Here is a 12,418-nt window from a genome sequence, read left to right on the forward strand (position 1 = left end):
CCATGAACTACCTGGCGCTCTGTCAGACCACCCGTCAGCGGGCCGGCATGTCCGGCACCGGGCCTGCCCAAGTCACCGGCAACACCGGCGAGATGGCTCGTGTGGTGGACTGGGTGCGCCAGGCCTGGCTCGAGCTGCAGGGTGGCCACATGGGTGAGTGGAATGCGCTGTGGCGCCCGCTCGACTTGCCGGTGTCCGCCGGCGCTGCCGAGCTCGACCCGCCCGCCGACCTGCGCCGCCTGGTGCGGGATCGGCTCTACTTCGATGCCCGGCCGCTGAGCTGGCACGCCTGGCGTGACCTGCCTCGCCAACCAGGACAGGGGCAGCACCCCACGGCCATCGCCGAGCGACCGGACGGCAAGCTGATGCTGTGGCCGGCCCCCGAATCGGCCGGCACCCTGCATGGCGAGTACTACGCCAACCTCCAGGTGCTGGAGAACGGTGACGACGAGCCCTGGCTGCCGCGCCACCTGCAGGACGCCATCATCTACCAGGCGCTGATCTACTACGCGACCTACGAGGACGCCCCGGAGATCTATCAGGACGCTCGGGACAGCGTGATGGACTACCAGCTGCGCATGGCCAACGAGCTGCTGCCGGCCTGGGATCTGACCGCGGGACCGATCGCATGACCCGAGTGCGCGCAAACTACTTCCCGCTGCGTGGCGGCCTGGACCTGGTGACCCCGCTGGGGCAGGTGGACCCCGGCCGCGCCTCCGACATGCGCAACTTCGAGGTCAGCGTGACCGGCGCCTATCGGCGGATCGACGGTTACGAGCGCTTCGATGGCCAGCCGGCCCCGCACCTGGGCAACCCGGTGGATTACGTCGAGCGCCGCGACCTGATCGAGGAGGGCATGGATCAGGGCGAGGCCGGCGACTACCCGACCTTCATCGTTGGCGAGCGCAACGTCACCCCGGCGGTGCTCAAGATCCCGCTGCAGGGGCTCGACCTGGAGCTGGGCCAGTCGTTCGACTACGAGCACCAGTTCGCGCTGTTCATCCATCAGAACCCGGTGGCCCACTACCTGGTGGGCGACTACCCCGACCAGGCCAGCCTGCTGGCCGCCATCGACGCGCTGCCGGGTATCGACAGTGCGGTGGTCACCAGCGGCGAGCTGCACATCACCACCGAGATCGAGCCGGTGGACGGCGGCGACCCGGCGATCAGCCTGCTGGCCGCCGAGTTCCGCGACATGGAGGCGATTGCCGACACCGAGGAGAGCCGGCGCCAGGCGATCCAGCCGCTACCCGGCGAGGGGCCGGTGCTGGGCGTGGCGGTGTTCCTCGGGCAGGTGCTGTCGGTGCGCGAGAACGAGGGCGAGCAGTTCCTCTACGTCAACACGGAGCAGGGCTGGTCGGGCCTGACCCTGCCGGCCAGCCGTGCCGCCGGCGGCGTGCCGCGCTTCGCCCGGGGCAACTTCACCGGCAACCCCGGTGACGAGGCCCTGTACCTGGCGGACGGCATCAACCCGGTGCTGGAGATCAAGGGCGACAGCTTCACCGTCACCGAGATCCCCGGCGCCATGGTCACGGTGGGCGAGCTGGACCTCTATCCGATGCTGGTGGAGGTCTACAAAGGCCATTTGTTCGTGGGCTACCCGGCCGGCAGCCTGCAGTTCTCGGCCATCGGCGACCCCTATGACTGGGACACCGCGGGCGGCGCCGGCGAGATCGCCGTGGGCCAGCCGCTGCGCGAGATCAAGACGCTGATGGGCGACGCCCTGGGTATCGGCACCGCCGAGGGGGTGAAGATCCTCTACGGCACCAGCGCCGCCGACTGGAAGGTCGAGACGGTCAGCCAGATGCAGGACGGGGTGAGCCTGATCCCCGGCACCCTGCAGGTGCTGGGCGAACCGCTGTTCGCTGACCAGTACGGGATCCGCAGCCTGTCCGCCACCGACGCCTACGGAAACTTCGCCATGGGCACCTCGACCGCCCTGGTCAAGCCGCTCTACGACATGATGCGCTCCGGCACCAAGGCCAGCGCCATCGTGCGCGAGAAGAACCAGTACCGCCTGTTCGCCGATGGCGGCCAGGTGATGACCCTGACCAGCGACGGCAAGCAGCTCCTCGGCGTGGGCTACAGCAAGCTCGGCTTCACGGCGAGCTGCACCGCCACCGGCGAGCTGGACGACGGCACCGAGATCGTGGTGGCAGGCAGTGACGACGGCTTCGTCTACCGGCTCGATGTGGGCGACAGCTTCGACGGCGAGCCCATGGACTGGGCGCTGCAGCTGCACTTCAACCATGTCGGCACACCGCGCAACCACAAGCGCTTTCGCAAGGCGGTGTTCGACATCGAGGCGCCGGTCGCCTTCCCGATGCAGGCCAACCTGATCTTCAACTACGGCGGCCAGGATCACGCCCAGCATGTGCAGGAGCTGCTGGGCATCTCCGGCAACCATGGCCTGTGGGGCGTAGATGACTGGGGCACCTTCGACTGGGGCGGACAGTCGCTCAGTGAGGGCGAGATCGACATCACCGGCAGCGGGCGCACCCTCTCGATCCTGCTCTATGGCGAGGGCACGGTGCCGGCCTTCGAGCTGTCCGGCATGACCCTCCACTACAGCGTGCGGAGGCTACAGCGGTGAGCGACCTCTACAACTACGACGACTCGATCCCGCGCCAGGGCACGGCCTACCCGGCGCCGATCATCCAGCAGTTCCGCAAGATCGAGCAGGCGTTCAACGAGATGGACACCGCGGCCCTGCAGGCCTATCTCGACGCGCTCAAGGAGATGTTCCCCGACTTCGGCACCAACGGCGGGGCGATCTTCACGCTCTACTGGCCGCTGGCCACCAGCGCGGTGAGCCTCGATCTCGACTTCGTGGACTACGGCACCCACATCATCCCGGTGGGCGCCGGCGGCGACGTGACGCTTAACTTCGACCGCTGGCCGCCGGACGGCACCAAGTACGTGACGCTCTTGTTCCACAACGCCGGCAAGGGCGTGATTCGCTGGCCCGCCACCCTGCTGTGGCAGACCCGCGGCAACGTCGCCCCGGTGATGAAGGAAAACGGCACCGACACCATCGTGCTGTGGCGTGACGCCAACTACTCGAGCGTGACCGGGGCCAATGTGGTCTTCGCAGCGAGGGCAGGACGGTAATGGCGGACTGGGTATTCAACGCCACCGGCACCGGGCGTACCGGCACGATCCAGCAGTGGACGGTGCCGGCGACGGGCGAGTACCGGATCACGGCCTATGGCGCCCAGGGCGGTGGCACCAATGGCGGCCTGGGCGCGCGCATGGCCGGCACCTTCGAGCTGACCGAAGGCCAGGTGCTACGGATACTGGTGGGGCAAACCGGCGATGCTGTCGTCAACTCCACGCAACAAGACTATAGCGGCGGCGGCGGCACCTTTATCGCCACGACAGACGATCAGCCGCTGTTGGTCGCTGGCGGTGGTGGCGGCGCCGACTCATCGGAAACCTCGGACAGCCGGCACGGCACGACATCTGAAACGGGCAACGCTGGCGGCGTCAGTGGAGGCACCGGCGGGAATGGCGGCTCTGAAGACAACCAAACAGTGGACGGCGGCGCTGGCTGTACCGGCAACGGCGGCTCGGGGAATCCAGATCCTGCGCCGCAGGCCTACATCAACGGCGGCGAGGGTGGGTTCAACAATGCCGCCTTCTCTGACGGCGTAACGGTCCCAGGCGGGTATGGCGGGGGCGGTAGCGCAGCGCGGAAAGATGAAAGATACCCCGCCGCTGCGGGCGGGGGCGGTTACTCAGGGGGGGGTAGCGGGTACAACAATGGCCCGTATGGCGGTGGCGGTGGCTCCTATAACGCCGGCACCGATCAGGACAACGCGGGCGCCTTCCAGTCCGGCGACGGCCTGGTGGAGATCGAGTCATTTGGCCCTGAACTGACCGCCACCTCGGAATGGGACGCCACCACCGACAGCTACAGCCTCAACGCCGAGTGGAGTGAGATCGACGGCGCCACCGGCTATCGCCTGGCGCTCTACCAGGGTGAGACGCTGCTCGAGGAGATCGACACCACCGGCCTGACCCACGCCTTCGAGGGCCGGGACGCCGAGACGACCTATCGGCTGGCGCTGACGCCCTACGACGCCGCGGGCGACCTTGACCCGCTGGAAACCGAGGTCACCACGCCTATCGGGCTGCCGGGGGGCGTCACCAACCTGCAGCACACCTTCACCACCGACAGCCTGACCTTCACCTGGGACGCGGCCAAGGACGCCGACGACTACCGGCTGACGCTCTCCCTGGACGGGGCCGGGGTGGAGGAAATCGTCACCAGCGACCTGACGGCGACCTTCTCGACGCTGGAGGACGGCACCCAGTACGACCTGGCGATCCAGGCCGAGAACGCCCAGGGCAGCGGCCCCATCGCCAATTACCAGGCCACGACCCAGTATCTGCCCCCGGCCATGCCGGTGAATCTTCGCCAGCATGAGGAGCGCATCATCGCGGTGATCTGCCAGTGGGATCACTTCGAGCCCGACAAGGTGTTCGACACCGAGGTCCAGCTGCTCTACGGCGACGAGCTGGTGATGACCGATGCGCTGGACGGCGCCGCCACCGAGCGCACCTTCGTCGTGCCCATGGCATCCACCGACTATCTGCTGCGCGTGCGCGCCGGAAATCCCGGCGGCTGGTCCGACTGGGCCGAGGGCACCGTCAACAGCGAGGACTTCCCGCTGATCGACTCCCGCCTGGGCGTGCTGGGGGCGACCTACCAGGAGGACGTGCTGCATACCGACACCTGGGACGGGGCCAGCGACCAGCTCAAGGGCGTGGTGGAGTCGGTCAAGGTCGATAGCATCGTATCTCTCTCTGGCTATTCCTTGACGACCACGGCACCCAGCCTTTCCAGCATGAATGCGGGGCGCGAGACGACCGGAGTGGAGCCGCTGGTAACGATTAGAGTCAGCGAAAGAAGTATCAAGCAGACGGCCACTGTCAGTGATGCGAGTGGAGTGATCCCTGCTGTTGAATTATCGGTATCCGAAAAGGAGGTCAAAAAGACTACCAGCAGCGTGAGCCATGGCGCCGTCTCCCCCGGTGTTTCGATCACTTCGGCAGAAGAAAAGGTGAAGTTCACCACTGAGGCGTCCAGTCATCGTGCCGTTACACCTTCCGTTCAGATAGCAGCTAGTGAGGTTATCGCCTAGTGAGCACCATCAAGCACTCTCCATCATTTAGTGGTCGGTTCCGAGCGGTTAAGCATAAGCGTGATGGAACAGTTACTTTCGATAAAGAGTCTCAAAATGTCGTCCTGTATAGCGGAATCAGGAATCTTATTAAGTCGTTGGTTTCCTACACTGGAAGCGACAATGATTTTGAGGGATGCACTCTCTACTATATAAATAGGCTTTCTCTTGGCACTGGGAGTGCGGAGCCGCAGCCTACGGATAGCGGACTGGAAAGCCGAAGCTCCACCCTTGGCTCAAAGCTGGCCCGGGGAGGGAATTTCGACACTTATGGTAATGCCTACCTGGGTTATTCAGGCTGGGACGATTACCCACGCTTGGCCAATGCTGACGAAGATAACAATCTCTATTGGTCGGAAGTTACTATGGAGTTCCGTTACGGCGAAGGCGAAGCGGAAGGAGTATGGACAGAACTTGGGCTTAGTGATGCCAACTATGCAAATCCCTTCACACGCGCCCTGTTTCGCGATGACAACGGCAACCCGATCTCCCTGACCGTGCTGTCTGACGAGTTTCTGACAGTGTTTTATACGATTCGGTATCAAGATGGAATGGGTGTGCCGCAGACAGGCAGTTTTTCGCTTGGCGGCGACAGCTATAACTTTACAGTCAGGCAGGTTTCTGGAGACACCACTGAGGGGTGGCTCGCAACCGGCGGCTCATACCGGGTGAGCAATGGCGCGATTAGGGAAAGAGCGGGAATCTGGCGCTCAATGTTCCCATTCAAGTGGCTTGAATCCGTTGGAAATAATGGTGAGGCAATCATTACAAAGGCCTTCGATGAGGACAGCATGACGGTGACTCATCAGCTCCAGTTCGAGCCAACCACTGACGATGAGTTTATTTCGCGTATTACATGCAGGCCAGGGGGCTCCTATGACTCTGATGGCCTGTACGATATTGAGTTTACCCCCTCGCTCAAGAAGAAGGCTGACTACCGGGTGACGCTCGACATCGACGTGGCCTTCGACATTCAGGGGCCGCCGGTTGAGGGGGTTTCGGCATCCGCAAGCTCCTCGACATCCCTCGACTTCACCTGGGACGCCTACCCCGACGCCACCGAGTATACCCTGGTGCTGCGCCAGGCCGGCACGGTGATCGAGGAGCAGACCATCACCGCGCCAACCGCTACGGCGAGCTTCACCGGACTGACCGCTTCCACCGAGTACCACCTGGACATTCAGCCCAAGACCGCCGGGCGTGACGGCGCCCGCTCCATCCATGCCGCGAGTACCACTGCATGACGGATTACGTTCGCCTGCGCCGCCGTGACCCGGTGGTGATCGCCGAGGGGCCGGGGCCGCTGCCACGTGCCTGGCGCAACCTCTCCGGCTTCGACAAGCTCTCCGACGCCGAGCTTCGCCGCCACGGCTGGTATCCGTTTCGCACCTGGCCGGACCCGATCATCAAGCCAAACCGCGAGAAGGTGACGCATCATCTCGAGATCGAGGATGGCGAGGTGACCCGTCGCTGGGACGTGGAGGAGCTGACCGAGGCCGAGCGCATCCACCGCCTGGGCGAACGGCGCCGTGAGATCCTGGCCGAGATCCCGGCGATCCGCTTCCGCTTTGAAACGGGCGGCATCGTCTTCGACGGCATCCCTCTGCACACCGACCGCGAGAGCCAGGCGACCATTGCCCTGGCGGCCCTGCAGGGCGCTGGTGAGCGGTGGAAGGGCAGTGACGGCAAGTGGTACGCCATGGAGCCCGAGCGCCTGCAGGCGGCCGCCCAGGCGGTGATGGCCCACAAGCGTGCCTGCTTCGCCCGCGAGGAGGCGCTGGTGGCCGAGGTCAAGGCCGCCGATAGCCTCGAGGCACTGGCGGCCATCGACCTCGAGGAGGGCTGGCCGTGATCGCGCTTCCCGCACACGTCAGCGGCGAGTTCCGCCTCGAGACGCGCCGCGGCGGTATCGTCACCCAGTCGCGCACCTTCGCCAATCTGGTGATGACCCAGCCGTTCAGCCAGCTGATCGCCAGCCTGCGAGGCGACAATGCCTGGCAGATGGCGCGCTATCTGTACCTGGGCACCGGCGACAGCGAGCCGACCAAGGACGACCCAGGCCTCGAGCAGCGTAGCGGCCTGGCCGGCAAACTGGTCAGCGGGCAGACGTTCAGCAACTGGATCGACCCGCCCAACGGCGAGCGCTGGGCCGACGTGACCCTGCAGTTCGACTATGCCGTGGGCGAGGCCACCGGCGAGTGGGCCGAGATCGGCGCCGCGGCTGACGACGCCTATGCCGAACCCTACAACCGCAGCCTGATCCGCGACGAGAACGGCGCGCCGACCAGCCTGGTGGTGATGTCCGACGAGGCGCTGACCGTCTACCTGACGCTGCGCCTGCGCGAGGGGATCGGCTTTCCGGTGCGCGGTTCAACCGACTACCTGGGACAGACTGTCGGCTTCACCCTGACGCCGCTCGATTCTCGCTACTGGAGCGACGACGACTACAGCCCCTGGCAGAGCGGCTACGCCCACCAGGTCATGCAGGTGCTCGACACTGGCGGCGGGGCGCTCGCCTTCACCACGCCGCCCTGGCCGGCAAGCAACCCCGACAGCAGCGCCTCGCCGAGCGTGAGCCTGAGCCACGACCTGGCGAGCCGCACCACCACGGCCAGCGTGACGATCCGCGACAGTAGCGAGGATCTGCTGATCGGCGGCCTCGCCTTCGGCTCCACCACCAACGCGGCCGACCGGATCTACCGGCTGGAGTTCGATGAGCCGCTGGTCAAGCCGGCCTGGGACACCCTGACCTTCCAGGCCTCGATCACCTTCACCCGCAGTGAGGACGACTGATGTTTCAGGGCATGATCGAGCGGGCGATGCGTCGGCCCACCCAGCGCGACGACCCCGAGGCCCGCGAGGCGGGGCGCAGCTGGGCGATGGGGCGCCTCGAGCAGTCGATGGATGACGCCGCCAACCCCCAGCGCCACGCCAGCCAAGACCAGCAGACGCGGCGCAAATGGATGGGCAACTGGGTGTCCACTGGGCAGGGCGAGGGCCGGCGCGAGCCGGGCACGATGTTCGGCAGCCAGCCGCCCCGGCAGATGCCGCCCGACGTGGACCGGGAGCAGCTGCGCGACACCGCCATGGCCCACTTCCAGAACGTCGCCGACCGGGAGCGTGGCCCCTTTGGCCCCGACACCAAGATGGACTTATCCGGCAACGTCACCCAGGCGCTGGCCGCGAGCAGCCTGCCGCAGAGTGTGGCCACCCTGCGCTCGGCTCAAGCCATGACCGACAGCCTCGGCGGCGGCACCCTGGACTTCCGCACCCCTGACCGCGCCCAGCCCCAGGCTCCCGGCCTTGCAGGGCCGCGCGGCGGCGGTTTTCTTTCCGGCACCCGCTGGGGGCGCTCCCCGGCCGGTGGTCTGTTTGGCTCGGGCCTGCTCGGCCGGGCCTTTGGCTCCTTCAACAACCACCAGTGAGGTACGCCCATGTTCGGCAATGTCTCGGAGAACGTCCTCAACGCCATCAACAGCGTGCGTGACGGAAACAGCAGCAACAGCAACAGCAACAGCAGCGGCGTCTCCACCCAGGGCACCCAGGCGCTGGCATCCGGCCAGGCCAATACCGGCGGCTCCGGCGGGGGTTCGCCCGGGGCGGATAGCGTCCAGGGGCAGATGCAGGGGCTGATGAGCCAGGACAACAACCTGATGAAGCAGGCGCGCACCAGCGGCCTGCAGAAGGCCAACCAACGCGGCCTGCTCAACAGCTCGATGGCGGTGGGCGCGAGCCAGGACGCGATGATCCGCAACGCCATGCCGATGGCCCAGCAGGACGCCGGGGCACTGCAGGATCTCAACAAGCTGCAGGCCAGCTCGGCCGCCAACGCCTGGGGCGTGATGGCCAACAACGTCACCGACATCGTGGCCCAGGGTATGGAAGGGATCGCCAATATCCAGGCCAATCCCGACATCAAGGAGGCGGACAAGACCAAGATGATCGAGCAGATCACCGAGATGCGCGATACCGATATCGGCTTCCAACAGGATCTCTACGAGGGACTGTCCTCCTACCTGGCCGACACCGGCCTGTTCCCCAACCTGTAACGCGAGGAGATCGACATGGACTGGAGCAGCGTGGGCGACGCCCTCTCGGCGGGATTCGATACCGTCTCCAAGTACGCCACCAAGGCCTTCGACTGGATGGGTGAAAACCCCGAGGCCACCAACCTGATCGGCGGAGTGGCGCTGGGCGCGGCCCAGGGCTACATGGCCGATAAGCAGGCCAAGGATCAGCGGGCCTTCGAGCGCGAGATGTACGACAAGAAGCGCGAGGACCGCTACGCGAAGCCGGGCGAGATCGGTAACTACGGTAGCCACCGAAACGCCATCGCCGGCAAGGGCCTGATCTCGGGTGGCATGATTACCGGGGAGGAGTGATATGAGCTATGGCGGTGTAGGTGATACCGGTGGTGGCTTCGGCGGCGAGGCCGACACCGGCGGCACGTCCAGCGGTGGTCGTGGCTCCTCCGGTGGCGGTGGCTACAGCGGCGGCTTCGGTGGCTCCGTCGATACCGGTGGCACCCAGGGCGGCAGCAGCTCCGGCGGCGGATCCAGCGGCGGCTTCGGCAACGAGGTTGGCACCGTAGGGTCAGGCTCGGGCTATGGGGCCGGGCACAGCAGCACCGGCGGCGGGGGCGGAACCTCGCGAGGCGACTCCAGGGCCAGCACCGCGGGACGCACCAGCAGCGCCGGCCTGGGCGTCGATGGCGGCATCTCGTCCGCGGCCATCGGCGCGGCCACCAGTGTTGCTGGCACCTCCATGGGCGCGGTCACCGATGGGGCGATTGCCTCGTTCAGCGACGACGATGACGCCCCCACCGGGGTCTACGGCACCGTCGAGTCGGTCGCCATGAGTGACGAGGCGGTCAACGCCCAGGCCACCGAGAATATCGCGGCACAGGCCAAGCCGGGGCTGATCGGTCGCGGGCTGTCGCTGGCGGCCAGCGTGTTCGGCGGCCCAGTGGCCGGACTGGCGACGGATACCGCGGCGCGTGGCTACAACGCGGCACAGACCGCCAAGGCCCACAACGCCGAGTTCGGCACCAGTGTCGATACCGGGCTGGCCAGCAACATCGGCAGCCAGGCGGTGGGCGCCGTGGGCGGCCTGGTCGGTGGCCAGCTCGGCGGAAAGGCTGTGGGCACCATCGGCCGGGCCATGGGTGGCGTGCCCGGGGCGATTGCCGGCACCGTGGCTGGCTCGGCCCTGGGCAGCAATATGGGCCGAGGCATGGCCATAGGCGGCCTCGACGGCCAGGGCTCGGCTCCAAGCGACGGGTCACCCACCGGCGGCGGCGACGGATACGGCGGCGGCTCGGGTGTTACAATGATGGCCGGAACGACGCCGCAGCAGGCGGGCCAGAGCGCGGCCCAACCCGCTGCCGACTATGGCCCCGTAGACTTCGCCGGCTACGCCAGCTACGCCCAATCGTTCTTCGCATAACATCTCGCCGGGAGGCGACATACCATGGCAGGACTTCTCCAGCAGGGCATGGCGCCGCAAGGCGGCCAGCCCTCTCCCCAGGCCCAGCCGGGCCAACCCCCGCAGCAACCCGGCCCTCAGGGCCAGCCCCAACACGGCGGCGGCAGCGCCGACATGGACCCCCAGCAAGGCCCCCAGCAGCGCGACCAGCTGGTCAACGCCATGCTGGAAATGCTCTACGGCCCGATGCTTGAGCAGGCGCGCAAGATCCTCCAGCAGCACCAGGACAGTCCCGAGCAGGGCATCGGGCGCATCGTCGCCCAGCTCATCACCGTGACCTGGAAGAAGCTCGCCGAGGGTGGCAAGACGGCCCCGCCCGGGGTGATCGTGCAGGCCGCCATGGTTGTCTCCCAGGCGGTCGGGGAAATGGCGATCCGGCTCAGGATGCTGGACGAGCAGGACGGTGACACCATCGAAAAGGGCTTCATGCTCGGCATGGGCGAGTTCGGCAAGGCCACTGCCCAGGAGATGCCGCCCGAGCATCGACAGCGCTACAGCCAGCTGATCCAGGCCATCGCCGAGGGTAAGCAAAAGGCCGGCGGCCAGCGCCCGCCCGAGGGTGGCGCTCCCCCGCAAGCCGGCCCGGCAGGCCCGCCCGGCGCACCGCCGGCCGCTGGTCAACCGCAGCTGCGTGATCCGCGAGGAGGTATGTGATGGCCGCAGGACTGATCGCGGGCGCCATCCAGGGGCTGGGCGGCGCCATGCAGCACAACGCCCAGGGGCAGATCGAGGAGAAGCGCAAGAAGGCGCTGATGGCCCTCGAGCAGGAAATGGCCCTGGAGCATGAAGAGGTGCGCCACCAGAACACCCTGGAGCGCGACGAGGGGCAGCACGGCTACCGCATGGATGAGCTGGGCCAGCAGCACGAATACGGCCTCGAGGAGCTGGGCGCCCGCCATGGCTACAGCATGGAGCAGGAGCGCTTCCGCCAGAGTAACCAGAACGCCCGCCACTACTCGAGCCTGTCGGCGCGCGAGCGCGAGGGCAACAACGACTGGCAGATGGTCAAGACCGAGGATGGCGGCCTGGTGCAGTTCAGCCCCAGCCGCAACGCCTATCGCGAGGCCAATCTGCCCGAGGGCGCGGTGATGGGCGACATGGGCGGCGACCTGACCGACCGCGAGAAAGCCCGCGCGGAAATGCTCGGCGACCAACTCCAGGCGCTGCGCGACAAGCAGGCCGAGGGCATCGAGCCGCTGTCCCCCGAGGAGAAGACCCGCTTGGGCCGCATCGAGGCCGAGCTGAACGGCCTGCTGGGCGGCAGCACCGGCCCCACGCCCCTCGAGCGGCTGCTGGCCGGCGAGGAGGGCGCAGACGCTCCGCCCCAGGAGGGCGACGCCGAGCCGGGGTCGATCCCCGGCATCATCCAGCGCGAGCGTGAGACCCAACAGAACACCCAGGAGGCCAACGAGGCCCGTCGCGCAGCCTACCAGGCACGCGAGCAGGCCGACGCCGTGCTCGACAAGATCGAGCGCGAGCAGGCGGGTGGCGCCTCGCCAGACGGCATCATGGCCGGGGTCAACCGTGCCCGCGGTCGCGGTGGCGTCAGCGAAGAGACGGTGGTCGAGGCCCAGCGCGTGGCCGAGGAGCTGCTGGCCCTCGACAGCAACGCCAACCTGTCCGTCGACAACAAGCGCTGGCTCGCCGAGCGCCTGATGCGCCTGCAAGATGCTGGCGTGCCGATCAACCTGGAACAGTGAAACGCCCACCGGGGCGGCCTGGCTGAATCTCGCCACGCCGCGCCCGGT

The 12,418-nt window shown here is 66.9% G+C and carries 13 protein-coding genes; all 13 read left to right on the forward strand.

What is annotated here, in order from left to right:
- Window positions 1–2: 2 nt before the first annotated feature.
- Genes M8009_RS13070 through M8009_RS13130 form a run of 13 tightly spaced genes read left to right on the forward strand, consistent with a single transcriptional unit; the run spans window position 3 to window position 12,370 of the window.
- Window positions 3–632, forward strand: a complete 630-nt coding sequence (locus M8009_RS13070) for a phage adaptor protein (RefSeq protein WP_250061808.1) — start codon at window positions 3–5, stop codon at window positions 630–632.
- Window positions 629–2,593 carry a hypothetical protein gene (locus M8009_RS13075; RefSeq protein WP_250061810.1) on the forward strand — a complete coding sequence of 655 codons (1,965 nt, stop codon included), beginning with the start codon at window positions 629–631 and terminating at the stop codon, window positions 2,591–2,593. The genes M8009_RS13070 and M8009_RS13075 overlap by 4 nt, the downstream gene beginning before the upstream one ends.
- On the forward strand, window positions 2,590–3,111 hold the full coding sequence (locus M8009_RS13080) for a hypothetical protein (protein WP_250061812.1): 522 nt from the start codon (window positions 2,590–2,592) through the stop codon (window positions 3,109–3,111). The genes M8009_RS13075 and M8009_RS13080 overlap by 4 nt, the downstream gene beginning before the upstream one ends.
- Window positions 3,111–5,147, forward strand: coding sequence for a fibronectin type III domain-containing protein (locus M8009_RS13085; RefSeq protein WP_250061814.1), 2,037 nt, complete (start codon window positions 3,111–3,113; stop codon window positions 5,145–5,147). Before M8009_RS13080 ends, M8009_RS13085 begins: the two co-directional genes overlap by 1 nt.
- On the forward strand, window positions 5,147–6,430 hold the full coding sequence (locus M8009_RS19235) for a fibronectin type III domain-containing protein (protein WP_250061816.1): 1,284 nt from the start codon (window positions 5,147–5,149) through the stop codon (window positions 6,428–6,430). The genes M8009_RS13085 and M8009_RS19235 overlap by 1 nt, the downstream gene beginning before the upstream one ends.
- Complete coding sequence (locus M8009_RS13095; protein WP_250061817.1) at window positions 6,427–7,038, forward strand: DUF4376 domain-containing protein; 612 nt, start codon at window positions 6,427–6,429, stop codon at window positions 7,036–7,038. Before M8009_RS19235 ends, M8009_RS13095 begins: the two co-directional genes overlap by 4 nt.
- Complete coding sequence (locus M8009_RS13100; RefSeq protein ID WP_250061819.1) at window positions 7,035–7,979, forward strand: hypothetical protein; 945 nt, start codon at window positions 7,035–7,037, stop codon at window positions 7,977–7,979. The genes M8009_RS13095 and M8009_RS13100 overlap by 4 nt, the downstream gene beginning before the upstream one ends.
- Window positions 7,979–8,611 (forward strand): hypothetical protein, encoded by a 633-nt coding sequence (locus tag M8009_RS13105; protein ID WP_250061821.1) that lies wholly within the window; start codon window positions 7,979–7,981, stop codon window positions 8,609–8,611. Before M8009_RS13100 ends, M8009_RS13105 begins: the two co-directional genes overlap by 1 nt.
- Window positions 8,612–8,620: 9 nt before the next feature.
- On the forward strand, window positions 8,621–9,235 hold the full coding sequence (locus tag M8009_RS13110; RefSeq protein ID WP_250061823.1) for a hypothetical protein: 615 nt from the start codon (window positions 8,621–8,623) through the stop codon (window positions 9,233–9,235).
- Between the two features lie 15 nt (window positions 9,236–9,250).
- Complete coding sequence (locus tag M8009_RS13115; RefSeq protein WP_250061825.1) at window positions 9,251–9,568, forward strand: hypothetical protein; 318 nt, start codon at window positions 9,251–9,253, stop codon at window positions 9,566–9,568.
- Between the two features lies 1 nt (window position 9,569).
- Window positions 9,570–10,631, forward strand: coding sequence for a hypothetical protein (locus tag M8009_RS13120; protein WP_250061827.1), 1,062 nt, complete (start codon window positions 9,570–9,572; stop codon window positions 10,629–10,631).
- Window positions 10,632–10,655: 24 nt separating this feature from the next.
- Complete coding sequence (locus M8009_RS13125) at window positions 10,656–11,324, forward strand: hypothetical protein (RefSeq protein WP_250061829.1); 669 nt, start codon at window positions 10,656–10,658, stop codon at window positions 11,322–11,324.
- Window positions 11,324–12,370, forward strand: coding sequence for a hypothetical protein (locus tag M8009_RS13130; RefSeq protein WP_250061831.1), 1,047 nt, complete (start codon window positions 11,324–11,326; stop codon window positions 12,368–12,370). The genes M8009_RS13125 and M8009_RS13130 overlap by 1 nt, the downstream gene beginning before the upstream one ends.
- Window positions 12,371–12,418: the final 48 nt, after the last annotated feature.

Origin of the sequence: Halomonas gemina (assembly GCF_023554995.1) — a bacterium.
GTDB lineage: Bacteria > Pseudomonadota > Gammaproteobacteria > Pseudomonadales > Halomonadaceae > Halomonas > Halomonas gemina.

Coding starts and splice junctions, on each gene's coding strand:
- M8009_RS13120 (WP_250061827.1), top strand. CDS start 9,570: ATGAGCTATGGCGGTGTAGGTGATACCGGTGGTGGCTTCGGCGGCGAG.
- M8009_RS13070 (WP_250061808.1), top strand. CDS start 3: ATGAACTACCTGGCGCTCTGTCAGACCACCCGTCAGCGGGCCGGCATG.
- M8009_RS13075 (WP_250061810.1), top strand. CDS start 629: ATGACCCGAGTGCGCGCAAACTACTTCCCGCTGCGTGGCGGCCTGGAC.
- M8009_RS13085 (WP_250061814.1), top strand. CDS start 3,111: ATGGCGGACTGGGTATTCAACGCCACCGGCACCGGGCGTACCGGCACG.
- M8009_RS13125 (WP_250061829.1), top strand. CDS start 10,656: ATGGCAGGACTTCTCCAGCAGGGCATGGCGCCGCAAGGCGGCCAGCCC.
- M8009_RS13095 (WP_250061817.1), top strand. CDS start 6,427: ATGACGGATTACGTTCGCCTGCGCCGCCGTGACCCGGTGGTGATCGCC.
- M8009_RS13110 (WP_250061823.1), top strand. CDS start 8,621: ATGTTCGGCAATGTCTCGGAGAACGTCCTCAACGCCATCAACAGCGTG.
- M8009_RS13115 (WP_250061825.1), top strand. CDS start 9,251: ATGGACTGGAGCAGCGTGGGCGACGCCCTCTCGGCGGGATTCGATACC.
- M8009_RS13105 (WP_250061821.1), top strand. CDS start 7,979: ATGTTTCAGGGCATGATCGAGCGGGCGATGCGTCGGCCCACCCAGCGC.
- M8009_RS13130 (WP_250061831.1), top strand. CDS start 11,324: ATGGCCGCAGGACTGATCGCGGGCGCCATCCAGGGGCTGGGCGGCGCC.